Genomic DNA, 22434 nt, shown 5'->3' with positions numbered 1-22434 from the left:
CAAAATAAATTAAAGTAATTATACTTTGCAGCTAATAAAATTAAGGCCTTCTCTCTTTTACTTCCCGCTGTCCCCATAGTTCGAAAGGACTCTGGCAGACGGATCATTGACATCCTTCAAGCCTTCCCAGGTCCGGTTGGGCATCCAGAAATCCTTGACCATGGCCGACTGTCCCGGATAGTATTTCTCGAAAATCTCCCGATAGAGAAGGGATTCCTTGGTGAAAGGACGAGCATGATCATACTTCATCCGCTTTGCTTCATATTCTTCATCCGTATAGAAAGATTCCGCATAATCGGAAAGATCATCCTTCAGAGAATGACCGACCGCATCGGAAAAGGCGGCCTTCTCCCGCATGAGAATATCTTCCGGAATCAGATGATCCTCTTCAAAAGCATGACGCAGGAGATATTTTCCCTTATGATAGTGATTCCGTTTCTTCTCGGGATCGATCGACATGACATAACGAACGAAAGCCAGATCGCCGAAAGGAACCCGGGCTTCCAGGGAGTTTACACTGATACAGCGGTCTGCCCGAAGGACATCATACATATGAAGTTCCCGGATCCGCTTTACGGCTTCCTTCTGAAACTCCTCGGCACTCGGCGCAAAATCCGTATACTTATATCCGAAGAGCTCATCCGAGATCTCGCCTGTCAAAAGGACCCGGACATCGGTATTCTCATGGATCCACTTACAGCAGAGATACATACCGATCGAAGCCCTGATCGTCGTGATATCATAGGTCCCCAAAGCCTTAATGACAGGCTCCAGGGCATCCAGGACATCCTGGCGGCTGATAATGACTTCGTGATGGTTGGATCCGATATAATCTGCAACCTCTCTCGCATACTTCAGGTCGATCGCGTCGATATCCATGCCGATGGCAAAGGTCTCCAAGGGTTTCTTGGTCAGTCTGGCCGAAATACCGCAGACCAGAGAAGAATCCAGTCCTCCGGACAGGAGGAAGCCAAGGGGTGCATCCGCATCCATTCTCTTCTTCACCCCGGACACCAGTCGATCATGGATATTTCTGGAAATGGTCTCCATATCATCGTAAGACACCCGGCGGACTTCTGCCGGATCATAGTAGGTCACAAAGGCGCCGTCCTTATAATAGGATCCCGGAGGAAAAGGCATGATCTCGCCCTGACAAAGATCGACCAGCTCCTTGGGTTCCGAAGCAAAGACAATACAGCCGTCGCTGTCATATCCATAATAGAGTGGCCGGATCCCGATCGGATCCCGGGCAGCCACATAAGAATGGGTCGATGCATCATAGAGGACCAGAGCAAACTCTGCATCCAGTTCCCGGAACATATCGCATCCCAGTTCCCGATAAAGGGGAAGCAGGATCTCGCAATCCGATTCCGATACAAAACGATAACCTTCTCCCTCCAGCTTATCCTTCAAAGGACGGAAACCATAGATCTCGCCATTGCAGACCAGCATATCCTGATCCAGGGTAAAGGGCTGCATGCCGCTTGCCGTAAGGCCCATGATAGCCAGACGGTTAAAGCCCATAAGTCCGGCCTCATTCGAGAGGACCCGGCTGTCGTCCGGGCCTCTGGAAGTGGTTGTAAAAAGCGCCTCTTTAAAACGGGACGGATCCGCTTTGGGATTGGTCCATACTAAAATTGAACACATAAGATCCTCCTCATCTCAGAGAAAACATCATCTCTTCATAAGTCGGATAATTCAAGTAATCAGAAGGGATCTCAGCCTCTGCCGCATCAATGCAGGAACGAATGTCCGCCATATCCTGAAGGATCACATCATGATAGAACCTGGCCTTCTTCAGGCTGTCCTCTTCTTCCTCTGCTGTCCTGGTATCAGCGGCAAGCTTCTTTAAGCCGGTCCGGATCCCTTTGGCATCCTCGGAAAGTTCCTTGACGAGATCTGTCTCCATCTCGGTGTCGATATCTTCCGAAAGCTCTTTCTTGGCCAGAGCCTCCTCTGTAAGATCCGAACTATAAGAAACAAGGGCCGGTCTTACGTCTTTCTTTACCATATCCTGCATGGTCAGAGACTCGATGTGGATGGCCTTAGCATAGTTCTCCAGATTGATCTCATAACGAGCCTGGATCTCAGATGCGTTATAAATATGGAATCTCTCAAAGAGGTCTACATTTTTCTCTGCAATAAAGGCAGGCATAGCATCCGGCACACTCTTCAGGTTATAGAGGCCTCTTGCCTCGGCCTTCTCTACCCAGTCTTCTGCATAACCGTTTCCGTTGAAGAGAATCTTGTGATGCTCTTTCAGAAGTGCCTGCAGATGGGCCATGATAGCAGTCTCCAGCTCTTCCCTGGGCGTACCCTCAAGAGACTTGCGGATCTCGCGGAGAGAATCTGCAACTGCAGTATTTAAGATAATGGCGGGATCTGCGACGGAAACAGAAGAGCCCGGCATACGGAATTCGAACTTATTGCCGGTGAAGGCAAAAGGTGAAGTCCGGTTACGATCGGTCGTGTCCTTGGTCAGAGTCGGAAGGACTTTGGCTCCGATGTCCATCAGGGTGTGCTTGGCATCCTCAGGGGTCTTGCCCTTTTCAATGGCATCCAGAATCTGGGCCAGTTCATCGCCGACGAAGATCGATACAACAGCGGGAGGTGCTTCATTGGCGCCCAGACGGTGATCGTTTCCTGCGGTCGCAACACTGGCACGCATGAGATCAGCGTATTTATCTACAGCCGCAATAACAGCGACCAGGAATACCAGAAACTGTGTATTCTCTGCAGGTGTCGTGCCCGGTTCCAGAAGGTTTTCCCCGGTATCGGTACCCATGGACCAGTTGACATGCTTACCGGAACCATTGACGCCGTCGAATGGCTTCTCGTGAAGGAGGCAGGCCATGTTATGACGATCTGCAACCTTCTTCATGATCTCCATGGTCAGCTGGTTGTGATCTACCGCAATATTACTCATTTCAAAGACCGGAGCCAGCTCATGCTGAGCCGGTGCAACTTCGTTATGCTTGGTCTTTGCAGGGACGCCCAGCTTCCAGAGTTCCTGATCCAGGTCATGCATGAATTCGGAGACTCTCGGTTTCAGAACGCCGAAGTAATGATCCTCCATCTCCTGACCCTTGGGAGCCGGTGCTCCGAAAAGAGTCCGTCCGGTCAGAACCAGATCCTTACGGGACAGGTACATATCCTTGTCGATCAGGAAATATTCCTGCTCGGAGCCGATCGTCGTATCGACATGCTTTACATCTTCTTTTCCAAGAAAATGAAGCATATGCACAGCCTCATGATTCAGAGCGTCCATGGAGCGAAGCAGCGGAGTCTTCTTATCCAGCGATTCGCCGGTGTAAGAGCAGAAGGCTGTCGGAATATAGAGCGATCCGTCTTTTACAAAGGCAGGAGAAGAAGGATCCCATGCAGTATAGCCGCGGGCTTCAAAAGTAGCGCGAATACCGCCGGAAGGGAAACTGGAGGCATCCGGCTCGCCCTTGACCAGTTCCTTGCCGGAGAAATTCATAATGATATTGCCCTTATCGTCAGGATTGATGAAGCTGTCGTGCTTCTCTGCGGTAAGACCGGTCATGGGCTGGAACCAGTGGGTGAAGTGGGTGGCGCCCCGCTCGATAGCCCATTCCTTCATGGTGGCGGCAACCGTATTGGCAACGGTCAGTTCCAAAGTCGTTCCATTATCGATCGTTTTCCTTACTGCCTTATAAACATCCTTGGGAAGACGTTCCTTCATGACCTTATCATTGAAGACCATGCTTCCATAGATCTCCGGGACATTGATCTGTTCCATAACCTGCTCCTTCCTTAAGCTTCCTGCTGCGATTCCCAGCAGCCTGTACTTTGTTGTTTTGTTCTGAATGAAATACAAAAAAGGCGCCTTGGACACGGTATGCGTATCCAAAGCGCCTTTGCTTTGTTGTGGGAATTGTAGTTCAATCACCCCGGCCTTGTCAATGGTTTTTTTCATTTCATTTTCATAATTTACACAGGGGCGATTCCGGTGTATATTTATCTATATGTTTATCAATCGAAGACTACTGTCCGTCCTAACGCGTGAGCTGACAGACAGGACGAACTTAAGATCGAAAGACAAGAGTTGGCATTGTCGTCAGCGTAGCAGGGGTTTTTACCCCTTTTCGCTGACGGCATTTTCTTTTGAAAATGTTTTGTAAAAGAAAGGAAGAAAAATGATCAAGTACGTATTCGTAACAGGCGGCGTTGTCTCCGGCCTCGGCAAGGGCATCACGGCAGCCTCTCTGGGACGCCTCTTAAAGGCCCGGGGATATCGTGTCACCATGCAGAAATTCGATCCCTATATCAATGTAGACCCGGGTACCATGAATCCCATCCAGCATGGCGAGGTCTATGTCACGGATGACGGAACCGAAACTGACCTGGATCTGGGCCACTATGAGCGTTTCATCGACGAATCCCTTGATCACAATGCCAATGTCACCTCCGGCAAGATTTACTGGTCCGTTCTGAATAAAGAAAGACACGGAGACTACGGCGGAGGCACCGTTCAGGTCATTCCTCATATCACAAATGAAATCAAGTCCCGCTTCTACCGCAGCGATGACCCCAAGGAAGATCGGATCGCCATCATCGAAGTCGGCGGTACTGTCGGTGATATCGAGAGCCAGCCTTTCCTCGAAGCCATCCGCCAGTTCCAGCACGATATCGGACGGGAGAATGCCATCATGATCCATGTCACTCTCATCCCCTATCTCCGCGTCTCCCAGGAAATGAAGACCAAGCCGACGCAGATGTCCGTTAAGAAGTGTCTGGAGATCGGTATCCAGCCGGACATCCTGGTCTGCCGGACCGAATATCCTCTGCCTCAGTCCATGAAGGATAAGATCGCTCTCTTCTGTAATGTCCAAAGCGACCATGTAATTCAGAACCTGGATGCTCCGTCACTCTACAGTGTTCCTCTTCTTATGGAAAAGGAAAACCTGGCCGGCGCTGTCCTGGAATGCCTGAATCTCCCGAATCCGGAGCCGACCGGATTAAAAGAATGGGAAGAGATGGTCGACCGAGAACACCATCCCAAGCAGGAAACCGAGATCGCTATTGTAGGTAAATACATCACACTGCATGACGCTTATCTCTCGGTCGTAGAAGCCCTGGCCCATGGCGGCATTGCTACCCAGACCAAGGTCAAGATCCGCTGGGTGGATTCCGAAGAGGTGGAAAAAGAAGGTGCTGACAAGCTCTTAAAGGGTGTTTCCGGCATTCTGGTTCCGGGCGGTTTCGGAAATCGTGGCACCGAAGGCATGATCATCGCTGCAAGTTATGCCAGAGAAAAGAAGATTCCTTATCTCGGTATCTGTCTGGGCATGCAGATGGCAGTCGTTGCCTTTGCCAGAGATGTTCTGGGATATCATGATGCAAACTCCACGGAATTTGCTCCTGACACCCTGCATCCGGTCATTGACCTTATGGCATCGCAGAAAGATGTCACAGACCTTGGCGGAACCATGCGTCTGGGCGCATATCCCTGCATACTGGACAGTAATTCCCTCTCCATGAAGCTCTACGGCTCAAGAGAGATCTCCGAACGTCATCGTCACAGATATGAGTTCAATAATGATTACAGGGCCATCATGAATCAGAAGGGTCTTAAGACCGTCGGCCTCTCTCCGGATGAAAGGATCGTGGAGATGGTTGAGATCCAGGATCATCCTTTTTATATCGGGACCCAGGCCCATCCGGAATTTAAATCCAGACCCAATAAGGCCCACCCCCTCTTCCGCGGTCTGGTGCAGGCAGCTGTGGACTACCAGAATCAGTAGGCCTTGAGGGCTGAAACGCCTGATATCGAAACGAAAACAGGAAAAGAAAAAGGAAAAAGCTCCCAAGGGAAATCAGTAACAGGAGGCTGTCATGAGTTATTACACAAAAGAAGACATCTTACACATGATCGATGAAGAGGACGTCAAGTTCATACGCTTGCAGTTTGCAGACTTTTTCGGTGTCCTTCGGAATATTGCCGTGACCGGAGCCCAGATCAAAAAGGCATTGGACGGCAGCTGTTCCATTGACGGTTTTCATATCCGGGGTGCCAAGGCCTTAGGCTATCGGAACATCTATCTGATGCCGGATCTGGATACCTTCGCTATTCTGCCCTGGAGACCGCAGAACGGCAAAGTCGCCCGTTTCTTATGTGACCTTACGGATCGGGAGGGAAATCTCTTACCGGAAAGTCCCAGAACCATCCTCCGTCAGCAGTTGAAGCGTGCAGAAGAAAAGGGGCTCTACATTGAATTGAACCCGGAATGCGAATTCTTCCTCTTTGATACCGATGAAAACGGTCTTCCGACCAATCAGACAACGGAGCATGCCTATTATCTGGATATGGCGCCTCTGGACTCCGGAGAAAATGCCCGCCGGGATATCATTTTCGCTCTGGAGAATCTGGGATTTGAAATGGAATCTTCTCATCACGAAGATGCTCCTGCTCAACATGCGGTGTCTTTCCAGAAGGCGACCGGCATTCGGATGGCGGACCGGATCCTGACCTTAAGGAATACCGTCCGGACCATTGCCGTCCGTCATGGTTTCTATGCGACCTTCATGCCTAAGCCCCGGGCGGATCTGCCCGGTTCTGCCATGGCATTGAATGCATCCTGTCAGGACCTGACCAAAGACTGGTTTACGGATCCGAACGATGCTTATGGCTTAAGCGAAGACGGAAAGCATTTTATTGCAGGACTGCTCGCTCATATGCGTGGCGCCTGTGCCATTGCCAATCCCATTGTAAATTCCTATAAGCGTTCCATCTCCCGTTTCCATGATCCGAAAGGGATCTACTGGTCTCCTTCCGATTACCGGGCACTGGTTACGGTATCAAAAAATGAAAATGACCGGACGGTCATCGAATGGGAACTGCCGGATGGAGCAACCAATCCATATTTAAATATTGCATATCTCCTGGCAGCAGGACTGGAAGGAATCGAAAAGAAACTTCCTCTGCCTAAGCCGGACTGCCAGGGTCAGGCTCTGCCTGAAACTCTGATTGACGCTATAAAAGCCTTTTCTGAAGACGATTTCTTCCGACAGCTTTATGGTGATAACTACGCATCGGTCTACATTTCCGAAAAGAAAGCGGAATGGGATTCCTATGCAAAAGAAGTTACCGACTGGGAGATCCGGGAATACTTAGGCCGGATCTGATGGAAGAAGGAGAGCCATATTGAGTTTTATCCTATTGGCTTTTCCAAACGAAACGACATCTGAAAAGATTCGTACGCTTCTCCTTCGACATGGCTTCGAGGATGTCCGGATCGTCTCCGGCGGCAGTGAAGCCCTCCGGGAGATGTCCGAAGATAATACCGGGCTTCTGCTCTGTCCGGTTCGAATGAAGGATACCGATTATGTCCATGTCCTTCATCGCATGTCTTCCTTCTACGAAATGCTGCTTCTGGATTCCCCAAGGCACATAGCAGATCGTAAGGAAGAGGATGTCATGGCCCTGTCTGCGCCGATTCATTCCACGGATCTCATCGAGACCGTCGATATGATGCTGGGCGGGCTGGAATATGTCTATCGTCAGGAAAAGAAAAAAGAAAAGAGAAACAAGAAACCCAAGCCCCGATCTGCCGAAGACCAGAAGCTTCTGGACGAGGCCAAAATCCTTATTATGGAGAGAAACCATATGTCAGAGCCGGAGGCTTTCCGCTATCTGCAGAAGAACTCTATGGATATGGGACGGAGCCTGGTTGAGACGGCCCAGATGATCCTGGCTTTTCGCTAGCTTATCACAAGAAACTGCTGTGATGGGCCTGGGCTTTCGCCGGATTTATCACAAAAAGCCGCTATGATTGTCCTGGCTTTTCGCCGGTTATATGCAAGATCTAGCTGGTATGCCGGTGAGAAAAGTATTATAACTGAAAAAAGGAGGAATCCTCTATGGAATTTACAAAAATGCATGGCTGCGGCAATGACTATGTCTATGTCGACGTCACGAAGAATATGATCCCGGATCCGGAGGGAACAGCCCGCTTTGTCAGTGACCGCCATTTTGGCATCGGTTCGGACGGACTGATCCTGATTGCCGGGAGTAGCGTTGCAGATTTCCAGATGATCATGTATAACGCTGACGGTTCCCGCGGTAAGATGTGTGGAAATGGCATCCGCTGCGTCGGTAAATATGTCTATGACCATGGTATGACAAAGAAAACGACAATCACAGTCGAGACTCTGGCTGGAATTAAGACGCTTGTCATGACACCGGGGCCGGATGGAAAAATTGAAAAAGTCCGCGTCAATATGGGCGCTCCTGTTTTCGAGTCCAAGCTGGTACCGGTAACATTTGACGGTCCGCAAATGGTAAATCAGCCACTGACCGTACTTGGAAAAGAATATTTCGGCACAGCGGTTTCCATGGGCAATCCCCACTTTGTCATCTTCTGTAAAGAAGATGTCCGGGATCTGGATCTGGAAAAGATCGGTCCACATTTTGAAAAAAATCCCATCTTCCCGGAAGGCGTAAATACCGAGTTCGTGAATGTCCTGGATCGGACACATCTTCGTATGCGGGTCTGGGAAAGAGGTTCCGGCGAGACTCTGGCCTGCGGAACCGGTTCCTGTGCCATCCTGGCCGCTGCCGTGAAAAACGGCTTGGCAGACAGAACCTGCGACATCGAACTTTTGGGCGGCCATCTCCAGAATACCTGGGATGAAAAAGAAGATACCATCTATATGGAAGGCCCGGCTACGACGGTCTTTTCCGGTAATATTACCATCTGATATTTGAATCATTGCCATCTGATATCCGAATGATAGCCATCTGATATCTGAATGATTGCCATCTGATATCTGAATCATTGCCACCTGATATCCGAATAATTACCATCTGATGTCTGAAAAATTGAAGGAGGAAAACGATGTATAAAATCAATACCAACTACCAGAAGCTCCCCGGTAACTATCTCTTCAGCACCATTGCCAAAAAGGTAGCTGCCTATAAGGAAGCCAATCCCGATGCCGATCTGATCCGGCTCGGTATCGGCGATGTCACCCAGCCTCTGGTTCCAAAGGTTATTGAAGCGCTTCATAAATCGGTAGATGAAATGGGTCATGCCGAGACCTTCCACGGATATTCTCCGGATCTCGGCTATCCCTTCTTACGGGATATCCTGGTGGAGAAGGTCTACAAGCCCCTGAAAGCAGAGGTTTATTCCGATGAGATCTTCATTTCTGACGGTGCTAAATCCGATTCCGGAAATATTCAGGAACTCTTCAGCGTGGATAATATTATCGCTGTGACCGATCCTGTCTATCCGGTCTACATTGATTCCAATGTCATGGCAGGCCGTTGCGGAACTTATGACGAGGCCAGCGGCAAATGGTCGGATGTCGTCTACATGCCTTGTGTCAGAGAAAATGGCTTCGTTCCGGAATTTCCGAAACGGAAAATGGATATCATCTATCTCTGCAATCCCAATAACCCGACCGGAACAACCTTGAATAAGAAACAGCTCCAGGACTGGGTGGATTATGCCAACCGGGAGGGGGCTCTGATCATCTACGATGCCGCATACGAGTCCTATATCACTGAGGATGATGTGCCCCACTCCATCTATGAGTGTGAAGGAGCCAGAACCTGTGCCATTGAGATCCGCTCTTTCTCCAAGAATGCAGGCTTCACCGGTGTTCGTCTCGGCTTTACCGTAGTTCCCAAAGACCTGGTATCCAATGGTGCCAGCCTTCACGATATGTGGGCCAGAAGACATGGAACGAAATTCAACGGTGCGCCCTATATTGTTCAGAGAGCCGGCGAGGCCGTCTACTCCGATGAAGGACAGAAACAGGTCAAGGAAGAAGTGGCTTATTATATGCGAAATGCCCATACCATCAAAGCAGGCCTAGCTGACGCAGGCTTTGAGGTCTACGGTGGCATCAATGCACCCTATATCTGGCTGAAGACTCCGGAAAACATGACTTCCTGGGATTTCTTCGATTATCTCCTGGATAAGGCTCATGTTGTCGGCACACCGGGTGCAGGCTTCGGTCCGAGCGGAGAAGGTTATTTCCGCCTGACTGCCTTTGGTTCCTATGAGAATACCCTGGCTGCTTTGGAGAGGATCAAGAAAATCTGATGTCACAGAAATCGAAGGGTGCGTTTCTTACGACCTTTGGCGGGATCTGCTGGGGGTTGTCCGGCTCCATGGGCCAATTCCTTTTCACAAGAGAGGGTATGGACGCCCGCTGGCTGACCCCCATCCGCCTTTTTCTCGCAGGACTCATCCTTTTTATCTATTGTCTGATTCGTGAGAAAAGACTTCTTTTCGATATCGTAAAGCACAAGCGGACACTTCTTCTCCTGACCATCTATGGAATTCTGGGTGTGTCCTTCTGTCAGCTTACCTATTTCATGACCATTCAATATTCATCTGCCGGCCTTGCCACGATCATGCAGGACTTATCGCCCGTCATGATCCTGGTCCTGACCTGTTTCATCAATAAAAAGCGGCCAATGCTTGTCGAAGTTGCAAGCATTGGCCTGGCTTTTGTCGGGGTCCTTCTGATCATCACCCACGGTAATCTGCAGGAACTGGCTTTTCCGCCCATTGCAATCGTGACCGGAGTCCTCTGCGCAGCCTTTGTCTGCGTTTATAATCTGGCTGCGCCATTCCTCACAAAACGTTATCCTGTCACCGTCCTCCAGGCCTGGTCCTTTCTGGCCGGCGGCATTATTATCGGCCTTCTTACCGGTGGCTTCAAGATCCAATACCGACCAAGTATGGTTGGTCTCTTTGGAATTGTATTTGTAGTCATCGTAGGGAATATCCTGGCTTTCACTTCTTATATCAAAGGTGTCAGCCTGATCGGACCAAATCGTGGCATCCTTTACGGCTTTTCCGAACCAGTGACCGCTGCTTTGGTTTCCGCCTTGGTTTTCCATTCTCCCTTCGGTTTCTGGGATCTGGTCGGATTTGCCTGTATCTTTTTCATGCTCTTCTTGATCTCGAAGAAGAAGCCGGCCTAAGGATCGGCGATGTGATCGTCGATTTGATCGACAAAGAAGCCGGCATAAGGATCGGCGATTTAATTTTGCTTTTTTCTAATGTCAGATGCAAAGCATAAAAATCATGTGGGGTTTCATCTGGAAATTGTGGTTTCATTTGGAAAGGGCCAACTGGAAATAGCCGATTCTAGGCTGGTTCTAGGCCGTAAAATTCGATATACAGAATCTTTTTGAAATCATGCGTGTTTTCAACTGGAAAATAGCCGATTTTAGACTGTAAAATTCGATATACAAAATCTTTTTGAAATCATGCGTGTTTTCCATCCTAAAAGTACGCATGATTTTAAAAAGATCTCATATATCGAATATTCAGCTACAAAACCCGCCTCATTCAACCATAAAACACGCATGATTTTAAAAAGATCTCATATATCGAATATTCAGCTGGTGTGGGAGCAGGATCCACATTATTCCCAGAATCCACACTATTCCCAGAATCTGCATGTTCTGCTTCCACTTCATTCAAAGCAAGAAATTAAGCAGGATTTCAAGTAAGAAAACTTGGATTCTGCCGATCTGAAAGAGTCAGTGTCATTTCTTCCATCAAATAAGGAGACAACCAGGAGGCCTGATAGGCCTGAAGCTGAAGGGGTAGGTTTATGATCCGTGGATCCTCCGGTTTTTTCTCACTTCCCGGGCCCAAGCGAAATTCCTCTTGTCCCTTCTCCTCTCCCAGCTCATCCGGATGATAATGGAAATCCCCATGTGGATGATAAGGGACATCCCCCTGTGGATGATAAAGGGGATCCCCCAGAATCGGATGCCCAATCGAAGCCAGATGAACCCGGATCTGATGAGTCCGTCCCTGGTCAATCGTAATGGAAAGAAGGGTCCGCTTGCCAAGCGGATCCCTCTTTATGACCTTGCAATGGGTAACTGCCGTCTGCCCGTCTTCTCCGACTTCCCGGAGCATAAGGGACCCTGCTTTCCTCCGAAGCGGCCGATCGATCGTAAAGGTGTCCTCCGATATCAGGCCATCAGCCCAGGCTCGATAGGTCTTCTGATAGTCGCCCCGGGTCCGCTCCAAAGTCATGATCCCTGCTGCATCGGAATTCTTAGCAAACAAAACAATACCAGAGGTATCCCGATCCAGTCTCCCAACCGGATAGATCCTGCCCCGGTCCAGTCCCAAATGATCTGCCACCTGATTAGCCAGCGTATCTGCATAATGCCCCGGAGAAGGATGACAGACCACATGATCCTTTTTATTCAGGAAAATCAGATCAGAGTCTTCATAGAGGATCTCTAGAGGCGGCATCCCTGCCTGTGGTTTCATCCAGACCGACTCCCCGCCCCGGTCATATTCTCCAGGATCGGTCAATCGGATGGAAAGGATCTGTCCGGTCCGGACCCGTTCGGTCACGAAGGCATAATCCCCATCCAGAAGCACGCCCATTGGTCTTCTCTTGATCCGCCGAATGATCCGTTCTGACAGGTTAAGACTGGAGCGAAGAATCCAGTGAATGGTCAGGCCTTCTTCCTCTTTCCTGATATCCATGCGAAGATAACGGTGCCCCTCAATTTCACAAAACTCTCTCATAACATTTCCTGTCATCCGTTCGAAGATAACGGTGCCCCTCAATTCCACAAAACTGTCTCCTCACAGACTTCACTCCTGTCATGGATCTCACATCTTCCTCCCAACGAATCAAAGCAGCATTTTTTACTCCTGCATCTCCTCCGCTGTCGGATAACTGGGGATAGCCCCGGCTCTTGTCACACTCTTTCCGGCATAACGGCCCGAAAAATGCAGCATAGCATTCAAAGTCTCTTCGGAAAGCTCCGAAAGCTCCCCAGCTGTAAGGCAATGCTCACTCAACTGATAAAGGAAAGAGCCGATAAAAGCATCGCCTGCGCCGGTCGTATCAACAGCATGACTTTCGGTATATGTATCCCTTGCCTTGACCTTTCGGGTAAAAGCCCGCTGGCCATTCTTTCCCTCGGTATAGACAATTAATTTCAGGTCACTATATCTTTCAAAAAGCCAGCCCATGGCAGCCGGGACATCTTCCTTGCCGGTGATAAAGGACAGTTCCTCATCCGAGATCTTCACGAGATCCGCATAAGTCAGGAAAGAAAGTACGGCTTCATGGAGATCTTCGGAACTTTTCCACAAGTTGAAGCGGAGATTGGGATCAAAGGAGATCAGAAGTCCCTTCTGCTTCGCGATCAGAATGGCCCTTCGCGTCGCCTCCCGCATCGGGAAGTCGCCCAGATCCACCGAGCAGAAATGTAGACCAAAGCCGTCATCGAACCAGTCTTCGCCGATATTGGCCGGATCGTAGAGCATATCGGCTCCGGGTTTCCGATAGAAGCTGAACTCTCGTCCGCCGTCTTCTTTTAAAGCGACAAAAGCCAAAGATGTATTTGCTTCTTCTGTCCGAAGCACCTTGGAGTGATCGATCCCATACTCCTCCAGAAGATTTACGATCTTATCGCCAAAAGGATCATCGCCGACCTGGGTGATCAGGCTGGCCTCACCGCCCAGTTTCCGATAAGCTCCCAGAACATTGGCAGGTGCACCGCCCACATGAGGGCTGAAAGAGTTGACTTCCGAAATTCCACAGCCGGTCTCCGTCGGCGTCATATCAATCAGAGCTTCGCCAATCGCATATAAACGTTTCATATTGATTCCTCCTCACTCCGAAATATGGATCGTATCCTCGATCTCATAACATTCTACATCATAATCTTCTTCCAAAGAAAGGGAAACTCCCTCCAAGTCTTTCGGATAGAAACGACTGGTGAAGACAAGTTCTCCGTCATTTAAATAAAGCTCGATCATGCAGCGATCCATGACAAGGCGAAGATTCTCGAAGCCATTCGAAGCCGTAAGACGGCCCTTTCTCACATCTCTGCCATCGCCGGTGTCATTCAGAAAGCGAAGACTTGCCATACCGGTCTCGCCATCTACTTCAAAGCAGAAATCATCGTTGATCTTAAGATGGAGAGCAGGGCCTGCATTTTCCATTCTATCAGAAGATTCGGAAGATACTCCCACGCTCCTTCCCCGGTCATCACCAGAAAGAATTTCCTCCCTCGGAGGCTTCGCATCCATCTTGTCAGAAATCATTTCCTTCCTCGAAAGCTTCGCATCCATCTTGGCAGAGATCATAATATCCAGGCAAGTCGAATCCAAAAACTTGTGATCCTTATCCCAGGAAAGTTTCCTTCCGCGGGCCCGAGCGAGTTCCCTCACCGGCTGTGAATACAATCTTCCGTTTCGAAGGCTGAGTTCCCTCGGCAGAGTCATCGTATGCTGCCAGCCCTCCTCGATGGAGGGATGATTCCCATAAGGCACATCCGGCACACCGGCCCAGCCGATCAGGATCCGCCGGCCATCGGGTGTGGCGAAAGTCTGCGGGGCATAGAAATCAAAACCAAGATCCCATTCCCGGAAATACTCTTTCCGGATCTCCCTCCGAAGATTTTCATTACCGTCGTCATGAAAAAGGATCTTCTCTCCCTTCGCTTCCTCCCCCAAAAGCTTCTCATCCCTTCCTGCAGATAAGTCTTCCGACAGGAAAATATAGCCCGAATTGTAGATATTCTGAAAATGCCAGTCCCGGCTTTCCACTCCCTGAGGGCAGAAAGCTACCACTCTCTGACCATCTATTTCAAAATAATCCGGGCACTCCAGCATAAAGCCGAAATCATCCGGGAAAAATTCCCGCTCGATCTCCCAATGATCCCGGTCCTCAGATTTCATAAGAAGAAGACCGCCATGGGAATCCCTGCTTCTGGCACCTAAAAGCATGTGGTATCGTCCATTTTCAAAGAAGATCTTCGGATCTCTGACATGGCAGGACAGATCTGAGGGATAGTCCTTATTTTCCAAAAGAAGCTCTTTTTCGGAGAGGGAAAATCCATCTTTCGTTTTTACGCGGAGTACGTTATGGCCACGGCCCTCATTAATATAATCATAATTTCCGGGATGCTTTACATTTCCCGTATAATACAATTCCAGACCGTCCTCACCGATCCAGGCAGTTCCGGAATAGACCCCGTCCTTGTCCATGGGATGATCCGGATAAAGGGAAATGCCTTCAAAAGTAAAATGAACCAGATCCTCGGATGTATAATGGCCCCAGCATTTTCTGCCGCTTCCCAGCGGACTGTCCGGCGCATATTGGAAAAAGATATGATAGAGCCCCTGATAACAGACAGAACCATTGGGATCGTTCAGCCAACCTTTCGGAGGCTGGATGTGAAAATGCGGACGGTAACCTTTTCCTTTATCCATTCTAATCTCCTCTCGTGTTAAAAAATGGCAGCAAATGCTGCTGCCATTTTTCTTTATCTTTATCTTTGTCGATTTACTTCATATGGCTCTCCTGACGACTCCTTATCGGATTACGACCAGGAGCTTATCCCATCAGACAGTTCTCCTGACGACATCTTATCGGATCACGGCCAGGAGCTTATCCCATCAGGCAGTTCTCCTGACGGCTCCTTATCGGATTACGGCTAAAAGCTTATCGCCGGCTTTCACATCTGCGACATCTTCCACCAGGATTTCTGAGAAATCATCCGGATTGGAAATCAGGATCGGTGTGACCGTCTTATAGTTCTGACGGATGGCCTCCAGATCAAATTCCAGAAGAAGATCTCCCTTCTTCACCCTTTGACCTTCCGTGATATGGCTTGTGAAATGCTCACCGTTCAGTTCGACCGTATTTAAACCGACATGGATCAGTAATTCTGCGCCGTTATCACCGGTAATACCGATGGCATGCTTTGTTTCATATGCGACAGAGATCACACCATCAACCGGTGCATAAACCTTACCCTCAATGGGTTCAATTGCACATCCCTTGCCAAGAACACCACTGGCAAAGGTTTCATCCGGAACTTCACGAAGAGGCACGACCTTTCCGGCAAGAGGAGCAAGAACTTCCTTGTCATCAATCAGGGCCTTAACTTCCTTTTCCTCTTCTTCCACTTCCGGCTCTTCTTCCTTCTCATCCTGATAGATGACAAAGGAAACAGCAAAGGCTACAACAAAGGCAACCAGCATGGTCAGAGCGTAAGTCACGATCGTCTTCGTTGTGATCAAAAAGCCAAAGAGACCGGTAATACCATAAGCCGTTGCATAGGTTCCTGTGATGGCAGCAACGAATCCACCGGCTGCACCACCGATCAGACCTGCAATGAAAGGCTTCATGAAACGAACGTTAACACCGAAAATCGCCGGCTCTGTGATTCCAAGGAAAGCGGACATGGAAGCGGGGGCTGCCATGGACTTTATCTTCTTATCCTTGGTCTTAACAGCGACAGCCAGGGCTGCAGCACCTTGGGCTACATTTGCTGCGGTCGCGATCGGCATCCAGGTATTCATCGGAGGATTCAGAGAAACCATCTGAGCCTCGATCATGTTATACATATGATGGAGACCGGCAACAACCGTGATGGCATAGAGACCGCCGATCAGAATTCCGCCGACACCGAAAGGAAGACGGATCAGAGCCTGGGCTCCGTTTACGACCCAGCCCTCTACAACGGCGAAGACCGGTCCGATGATGGTCATAGTCAGATAACCGGTAACAAGGACAGTGACCAGAGGGGTAACAAAGAGATCCAGCATCGCCGGTACATGCTTATGAAGCCACTTTTCCAGTTTACTCATAAGAAGGATGGAAATGATGACCGGAATGACATGGCCCTGATAGCCGACCTGGTCAATCTTATAGAGGCCGAACCAGACACCCAAGTGGCCGATCTTGGAAGGATCCATGCCGGCAACCGACCAGGCATTGATGAGACTGGGATGGATCATAACGAAGCCGATAACTGCGGCGAGGTATACATTTCCGCCGAATTTCTTCGCAGCTGAAATCGCAATCAGAATCGGCAGCATGGAAAGTGCTGCACCTGCAAAGAGATTGATCAGCTGGAAGGTATCCGAATTCGAGAGAGACGGAATGGCACTGGACAGGCCGCCCAGGAGACCGTTTAAGAGTCCGGATGCGACGATGGCCGGAATGATCGGGATGAAAATATCGCCCAAGGTCTTGATCGCACGTAAGAACCAGTTCTGCTTCTCGGCAGCTGCTGCCTTGACATCATCCTTGGTACCGGCTTCTACGCCCGAAAGCGCTATGAATTCGTCGAAGACCTGATTTACGATTCCTGTTCCGTAAATGATCTGGAGCTGGCCGGATGCCTCGAAAACACCCTTTACCCCCTCATCGTTTTCAAGTTTCTTCTTGTTGACTTTGGAATTGTCGGCAATGACAAGCCGAAGTCTCGTTGCGCAATGTGCTGCGGATACGATATTTTCCTTGCCGCCGATATCCCGCAAGGCTTCCTCAGCCGCTTTTCTGTAATCCATATATCCCTCCTTATTACTGGTTGCTGTGAGAACTTTCATCTAGGGCTTTTGTGAAATCGTTCTCATGTTTTATAATGCAATTATATTATCTGAGACTTCTTTCGTAAATAGAACAAAACTCACGAAAATGAGTCTTCATTTTTGGAGGAATTGACTATGACAATTAATGAAATCGCCAAAATGGCCGGCGTTTCCAGGGCTACTGTCTCCCGGTATTTAAATGACGGATATGTAAGTGAAGAGAAAAAAGAGCGGATCCGCCATGTGATTGATGAGACCGGTTACACACCTTCTGCCTCTGCCAAGCTTCTTCGGGCCAACCGGACCAGGCTGATCGGTGTCATCATCCCGAAGATCAACTCCGATTCCATCAGCCGTATGGTATCCGGTATCTCCAGGTCTTTAAAGAAAAACGACTACCAGATGCTCCTGGCTGTGACCGAAAATCAGGAATTAGAGGAGATCCGCTACTTAAAAACCCTGAGCCAGAACCGGGTGGACGGCATGATCCTCTTCGGTACCATCTTTACTGAGGAGCATAAAAAGGTCCTGCAGGAGATCTCAACACCTGTGATCGTTCTCACACAGAGATTGGATGGATACACCTGCATCTATTCCGATGATTATCATGCTGCCCTGTCTCTCGGCCGTTTGATCGGAAAGACCGCAAAGAATCCCGGCCTGATCACCGTTACCGAACGGGACATCGCCGTCGGTCATAATCGTAAAGCCGGCCTTCTTGACGGCTTGAAGGAACATGGCCTGTCTGTAGATCCTGACCATATCGAGGAATCTGCCTTCCGGATGGATGCCGGATATCTTGCAGCAGAACATCTGTTAAAGAAGGACCCTTCGATCGATACCCTTCTCTGTGCGACCGATACGATTGCTTCCGGCGCAGTCCGATACCTCCACGAACAGGGCATTTCCATTCCGGACCAGGTCCAGGTCACGGGTTTCGGTGACAGCTCGATTTCCAGGGCCATTACACCATCTCTTACAACCGTTCATTTCTATTATGAAGAGGCAGGCGAGAGAGCCTCGGAACTCCTCTTGGATGAAATCAATGCTGGCGGTCCCAAGGTCATTCGGGAGATCCAGCTGGCCTTTGATGTCATTGAAAGAGAGTCCAGCCGGAAAAAATGAAATAAATATGAAAGAAAACGAAAGCAAAACAATGAAAGAAATCGTAAACAAGCCCTTAAAAGAAGGCAGAAACAAACCCGGAAAACGCGAAATCGACATGCTGCATGGCGGTATTGTAAAAAAGCTCTGCCTGATTGCCATTCCCATCTGTCTATCCAGCATTCTGCAGCAGTTATTCAATGCTTCGGATACAGCGGTCGTAGGGAATTTTGCTTCCAGTCAGGCTATGGCAGCCGTAGGAGCCAACGCACCGGTCATCAATGTCCTGGTCACCTTCTTTAGCGGCCTCTCCATCGGCTCCAATGTCATGCTCGCGCATTTTATCGGAAAGGAAGCCCGGGACGAAGTCAATAAGGCACTGCATACTTCTTTTTCCGTCGCATTGATTTCCGGTCTTATCGTGCTCTGTCTGGGGCAGTTGATTGCAAAGCCGGTCTTACAGCTTCTTGGAACCCCTTCCGACATTATCCAAATGGCTGTCACCTATCTTCGCATCTATTTTCTCGGTATGCCCTTTCTCATGATCTACGATTTTGGAAGCTCCATTCTCCGTTCCATCGGAGATACCCGTCGGCCTCTCTTCTATCTGACCTGTTCCGGAATTCTGAATGTCTTCTTAAACCTCTTTTTCGTCATCGTCCTGCACCGGAACGCCGATGGGGTTGCCATTGCAACGACCATCAGCAACGGTCTCAGCGCCTTTCTGATTGTTCATGCTCTGACCCGGGAGGAAGGCATGCTTCATCTTGACCTGCACCATTTGACTCTCCGGCCGGCCTATCTAAAACGGATCCTCTGGATCGGCGGTCCCGCAGGCCTTCAGGGCATGATCTTCTCAATTTCCAACGTTGTCATCCAGGCGGCAATCAACAGTTTCGGTTCCGCCTGTGTTGCAGGCAATGCGGCCGCATTAAATTTTGAATATATCAGTTATTTCATGGTGAACGGATTCTCCCAGGCTGCCATGACCTTCATCAGCCAGAATTATGCAAAAGGGAGATATGACCGCTGCCGGAAGACAACTAGAATTGCCATGGCAACTGCCGTCATTTCCTGTGCTCTCGTGGCAACGACTTTCTTCCTCTTCCGCTATCCGCTCCTCCATATTTTCTCAAGCGATCCGAAAGTCATCCGTTTTGCTGTGATCCGCATGACATTCATCACGGTTTTAGAGCCTCTGACCGCCACCTATGAGATCACAGGCTCCAGCCTCCGGGGCATCGGCCACTCGCTGACCCCTGCCCTTCTGACCTTATTCGGAAGCTGTATCTTAAGGATCATTTATATCCATGCCAGATTCGGAAAATTCACCAGTTTCAGCCAGGTTGCTGTCATCTATCCCATTTCCTGGATCCTGACCGGAAGCATGGTCATTGGTCTATATTTCCTCATCACCGGACGGGAATACAGGAAAAAAGCAGGCTCTGCCAGCTGATGATCAAAGGGTCACCCCCTTGCTATTCCTCCACCAGCTGATAGTCAAAGTGTCAAATTTCTCTGCTCTTCCTCCACCAGCTGGTGATCAAAGGGTCACCCCCTTGCTATTCCTCCAGAAGAACCATCACATCCCAGTCACAAAGGTCAATCGGTGCATTCTTCTCATAGGTTCTATCATCCAAAAGGTTCCTGGCTTTTATATAGGGGCATCTCACTTTGAAGGTTCTCTGGCTGTAGTTCATGAGGAAATGGATCTTCTGGCCCCGGTCGTTTTGCACAGTGCGAAGGATCAGAGGGAAATCCAGGGTCTCTTCCTCCTCATGGCGGGCATCGATATCCGGGATCAGGTCTACGCCGGCCTTCTCACAGGCATTTAAGAGAGTCTCTTCCAGGATATCCTGATCACAGTTGCAGCCGATGTAATAACCATATCCCTTGCCAAAGTGCTTTCGAACGATGCCGGCGTACTTTCCCCAATAAGGATGATCGTAATAGACTGCTTTGACTCTGTCACTGTCCTCAGGGATCAGAAGTTCCTGCCAGATGGTGACCGGAAGTCCCTTCAGACGTGTACTGCCGGGCCGGGTGAATTCCTGATAATATAAGCCGAAGACATCGGTCATACCATAAGGCTGGAAATCAGCCCGAACCTTCACATTCTCATCTGTAAAGAAGGACTTAAAGGAAGAAACCAGGCAGCCTCCCTGATCGACAAAGTTTCTCAAGAGCCGGATGGTCTCGTCGCTGGCACAGTAGAGGGCCGGGGTCACAAGAACCCGGTAATGGTCTATATTTCCCGGCAGGGCGTGGACATCCAGGACATCACATTCAATGTTCTGCTCATAGAGGGCCTGATAATAAGCCATGACAAGATCATTGTAGGAAAGGGTCTCGGCCCCGGGCTGATCCGGCGCATCCCCGATCGGGAAATATTTCAGAGCTGTCAGGCTGTCATTGTCGACCAGGAGAGCAACCTGATTTTCCTTGTGGACGCCTGTAAGATATGGCGAAAGCCGTTTCATAGCCGAACCGATCTCTGCGCATTCCCGATAGATCCGGTTCTCCTGCATGTCGTGGGAGAGGACGCCCTTCCAATAGGTCTCAAAACTGTTATGAATGCTGTGCCAATGCCAGTACTCGACTCCTTTGGCCCCGCTGGCCAGATGGGACATGGCCTGAAGCTTGAGTTGACCGGGGAATGGCGTCCAATAGCGGAAAGCCTGTGCCTCGGTCTCCAGACAAATATAGGGCGCATTTTTCAGTGACCTCGTGCTGTCGCCTCCAAAAGCGATCTCCATACCGGTCAGATCATCCTGAGTGGGATGATAAATATCAACGCCTGCGATGGTCAGTGCCTCCGAAGCTTCCAGATGGTTGATCCCCGGCTGTACGCCCCAGGAATGACCGCCGGGGGCTTTGGCATCCTGTTTCCATTCGAAGTCCAGATTGTGGGTCACAAATTGATGTGGTTTCCTGTACTCGTCAATAATTGCTCTCTGCCAGAGGAGAAAATCAGAAGCCAGTTTTCTCTGAAAACGCTCAAACTCACAGGCGAGAGAACCATTGATGGTTCCCCGGACATCCGGCATATCGTCCCAGCTGCCGATGGAATTGCTCCAGTAAGCCAGGCCAAAAGCCTGATTCATGGCCTCGACCGTGCCGAATTTTTCCTTCAGATGTTCCACGAAAAGTTTCTGTACATTGGCGCCGGCTGTCCCATAATGCTTTGTCTCATTATCCAATTGAAAACCGATCACACAGTCATATTTCTCGACCACCGGCATCATGTGGCGGATCAGATCCTCTGCTGCCTTGCGATAAGTCGGATTCATGATATCCATGATCTGCCGACGTCCATAGAGTCCTCGCCCCTCAATCGTTGTTGCAAGGACATCCGGGTCCTTCTTTACAAGCCAAGCCGGAACCGCATAAGTCGGTGTTCCGACAATGACCTGCATTTCGTGCTTATCGGCTTCTTCCAAGGTATTTTCCAGGATTGAAAAATCATAAATGCCCTCTCTCGGCTCCCAGGTCGACCAGGTACTTTCTGCAATGCGGATCACATTCATCCCGGCCGCCTTCATCATAGAAAGATCCTGATCTGTCCGGTATTCCGGTTCATACTCAGGATAATAAGCAGCTCCGTACAATAATTCCTTCATGTTGATTGAACCCCCTTTTGACATGATATTGGCTTTTGAATTACTAGTGGCTTTTGAATTCCTGGTGACTTTCGAAGTCCTGGTGGCTTTGGGTATTCTTAAGCAAATCTATTATAACATTCTATGCCGCTGACTCGCCCAGATCTTTTTCGAGGAAATCCTTGGAAATTGCAAAATGATTTCCGGCAAAGTCAATAATCGTAATAGGAGTCATTTTTCAAAATTAAGATAGTGCAAGGGCTCTGAAGGGATCAATTTATCGTAATAGGAACTAAGTTTCAAAAATACGATAGGGCATTCTTGTTTTCCCTATCGTATTTCTGAAAGATGATTTGTGATATGATAAATGCCCC

The 22434-nt window shown here is 49.4% G+C and carries 15 protein-coding genes; 8 read left to right on the top strand and 7 right to left on the bottom strand.

Going from position 1 to position 22434, the window contains the following annotated elements; translation table 11 throughout:
* Positions 1 to 57 precede the first annotated feature (57 nt).
* Complete coding sequence (asnB, locus tag ACKX2L_RS05595) at positions 58 to 1647, bottom strand: asparagine synthase B (protein WP_497552800.1); 1590 nt, start codon at positions 1645 to 1647, stop codon at positions 58 to 60.
* 10 nt (positions 1648 to 1657) lie between these two features.
* Entirely contained in the window at positions 1658 to 3763 is a 2106-nt protein-coding gene (locus tag ACKX2L_RS05590; protein WP_497552840.1) for a glutamine synthetase III family protein, read from the bottom strand.
* A gap of 397 nt (positions 3764 to 4160) precedes the next feature.
* Here ACKX2L_RS05590 and pyrG point away from each other — a divergent pair, with 397 nt between their 5' ends.
* From pyrG to ACKX2L_RS05560, 6 genes are all read left to right on the top strand, one after another.
* Positions 4161 to 5768 (top strand): CTP synthase, encoded by a 1608-nt coding sequence (pyrG, locus tag ACKX2L_RS05585; RefSeq protein WP_497552102.1) that lies wholly within the window; start codon positions 4161 to 4163, stop codon positions 5766 to 5768.
* A gap of 91 nt (positions 5769 to 5859) precedes the next feature.
* Positions 5860 to 7149 carry a glutamine synthetase family protein gene (locus tag ACKX2L_RS05580; protein WP_497552799.1) on the top strand — a complete coding sequence of 430 codons (1290 nt, stop codon included), beginning with the start codon at positions 5860 to 5862 and terminating at the stop codon, positions 7147 to 7149.
* 19 nt (positions 7150 to 7168) lie between these two features.
* Complete coding sequence (locus tag ACKX2L_RS05575) at positions 7169 to 7729, top strand: ANTAR domain-containing response regulator (protein WP_497552798.1); 561 nt, start codon at positions 7169 to 7171, stop codon at positions 7727 to 7729.
* A 155-nt stretch (positions 7730 to 7884) separates the two neighbouring features.
* Positions 7885 to 8724 (top strand): diaminopimelate epimerase, encoded by an 840-nt coding sequence (gene dapF / locus ACKX2L_RS05570; RefSeq protein WP_497552797.1) that lies wholly within the window; start codon positions 7885 to 7887, stop codon positions 8722 to 8724.
* Positions 8725 to 8861: 137 nt separating this feature from the next.
* Positions 8862 to 10076 carry an LL-diaminopimelate aminotransferase gene (locus ACKX2L_RS05565; protein WP_497552796.1) on the top strand — a complete coding sequence of 405 codons (1215 nt, stop codon included), beginning with the start codon at positions 8862 to 8864 and terminating at the stop codon, positions 10074 to 10076.
* The gene (locus ACKX2L_RS05560) at positions 10076 to 10966 is read left to right on the top strand and encodes a DMT family transporter (protein WP_497552795.1); all 891 of its coding nucleotides are present in this window, start codon (positions 10076 to 10078) and stop codon (positions 10964 to 10966) included. The genes ACKX2L_RS05565 and ACKX2L_RS05560 overlap by 1 nt, the downstream gene beginning before the upstream one ends.
* 526 nt (positions 10967 to 11492) lie before the next feature.
* Here ACKX2L_RS05560 and ACKX2L_RS05555 read toward each other — a convergent pair.
* The 4 genes from ACKX2L_RS05555 to ACKX2L_RS05540 all read right to left on the bottom strand — a co-directional run bounded on the left by ACKX2L_RS05555 (position 11493) and on the right by ACKX2L_RS05540 (position 17336).
* On the bottom strand, positions 11493 to 12593 hold the full coding sequence (locus ACKX2L_RS05555) for an RluA family pseudouridine synthase (RefSeq protein WP_497552794.1): 1101 nt from the start codon (positions 12591 to 12593) through the stop codon (positions 11493 to 11495).
* 75 nt (positions 12594 to 12668) lie between these two features.
* Complete coding sequence (locus tag ACKX2L_RS05550; protein ID WP_497552793.1) at positions 12669 to 13631, bottom strand: carbohydrate kinase family protein; 963 nt, start codon at positions 13629 to 13631, stop codon at positions 12669 to 12671.
* A 12-nt stretch (positions 13632 to 13643) separates the two neighbouring features.
* A complete protein-coding gene (locus ACKX2L_RS05545) occupies positions 13644 to 15248 on the bottom strand; it encodes a glycoside hydrolase family 32 protein (protein WP_497552792.1) in 1605 nt (534 codons plus the stop codon).
* A gap of 210 nt (positions 15249 to 15458) precedes the next feature.
* A complete protein-coding gene (locus ACKX2L_RS05540; RefSeq protein WP_497552791.1) occupies positions 15459 to 17336 on the bottom strand; it encodes a PTS sucrose transporter subunit IIABC in 1878 nt (625 codons plus the stop codon).
* 141 nt (positions 17337 to 17477) lie between these two features.
* On the opposite strand from ACKX2L_RS05540, the gene ACKX2L_RS05535 reads away from it, so the two are divergent.
* Together ACKX2L_RS05535 and ACKX2L_RS05530 are read left to right on the top strand one after the other, a co-directional pair.
* Positions 17478 to 18482 (top strand): LacI family DNA-binding transcriptional regulator, encoded by a 1005-nt coding sequence (locus tag ACKX2L_RS05535; protein WP_497552790.1) that lies wholly within the window; start codon positions 17478 to 17480, stop codon positions 18480 to 18482.
* A 31-nt stretch (positions 18483 to 18513) separates the two neighbouring features.
* Complete coding sequence (locus ACKX2L_RS05530; RefSeq protein ID WP_497552789.1) at positions 18514 to 19917, top strand: MATE family efflux transporter; 1404 nt, start codon at positions 18514 to 18516, stop codon at positions 19915 to 19917.
* 106 nt (positions 19918 to 20023) lie between these two features.
* Here the strand turns inward: ACKX2L_RS05530 and ACKX2L_RS05525 are convergent, their stop codons facing one another.
* Complete coding sequence (locus ACKX2L_RS05525; RefSeq protein WP_497552788.1) at positions 20024 to 22081, bottom strand: beta-galactosidase; 2058 nt, start codon at positions 22079 to 22081, stop codon at positions 20024 to 20026.
* Positions 22082 to 22434: the final 353 nt, after the last annotated feature.

The organism is Porcibacter vitabionis (assembly GCF_046263795.1).
In the GTDB taxonomy this organism is placed as follows: domain Bacteria; phylum Bacillota; class Clostridia; order Lachnospirales; family Lachnospiraceae; genus Lachnocurva.
This window is presented reverse-complemented; position numbering and strand designations above follow the sequence as displayed.

Excerpts from the sequence above, each read along its gene's own strand:
- ACKX2L_RS05545 (WP_497552792.1), bottom strand. The coding sequence starts at position 15,248 with ATGGATAAAGGAAAAGGTTACCGTCCGCATTTTCACATCCAGCCTCCG.
- dapF (WP_497552797.1), top strand. The coding sequence starts at position 7,885 with ATGGAATTTACAAAAATGCATGGCTGCGGCAATGACTATGTCTATGTC.
- ACKX2L_RS05525 (WP_497552788.1), bottom strand. The coding sequence starts at position 22,081 with ATGAAGGAATTATTGTACGGAGCTGCTTATTATCCTGAGTATGAACCG.
- asnB (WP_497552800.1), bottom strand. The coding sequence starts at position 1,647 with ATGTGTTCAATTTTAGTATGGACCAATCCCAAAGCGGATCCGTCCCGT.
- ACKX2L_RS05590 (WP_497552840.1), bottom strand. The coding sequence starts at position 3,763 with ATGGAACAGATCAATGTCCCGGAGATCTATGGAAGCATGGTCTTCAAT.
- ACKX2L_RS05565 (WP_497552796.1), top strand. The coding sequence starts at position 8,862 with ATGTATAAAATCAATACCAACTACCAGAAGCTCCCCGGTAACTATCTC.
- ACKX2L_RS05550 (WP_497552793.1), bottom strand. The coding sequence starts at position 13,631 with ATGAAACGTTTATATGCGATTGGCGAAGCTCTGATTGATATGACGCCG.
- ACKX2L_RS05580 (WP_497552799.1), top strand. The coding sequence starts at position 5,860 with ATGAGTTATTACACAAAAGAAGACATCTTACACATGATCGATGAAGAG.
- ACKX2L_RS05540 (WP_497552791.1), bottom strand. The coding sequence starts at position 17,336 with ATGGATTACAGAAAAGCGGCTGAGGAAGCCTTGCGGGATATCGGCGGC.
- ACKX2L_RS05530 (WP_497552789.1), top strand. The coding sequence starts at position 18,514 with ATGAAAGAAATCGTAAACAAGCCCTTAAAAGAAGGCAGAAACAAACCC.
- ACKX2L_RS05560 (WP_497552795.1), top strand. The coding sequence starts at position 10,076 with ATGTCACAGAAATCGAAGGGTGCGTTTCTTACGACCTTTGGCGGGATC.
- pyrG (WP_497552102.1), top strand. The coding sequence starts at position 4,161 with ATGATCAAGTACGTATTCGTAACAGGCGGCGTTGTCTCCGGCCTCGGC.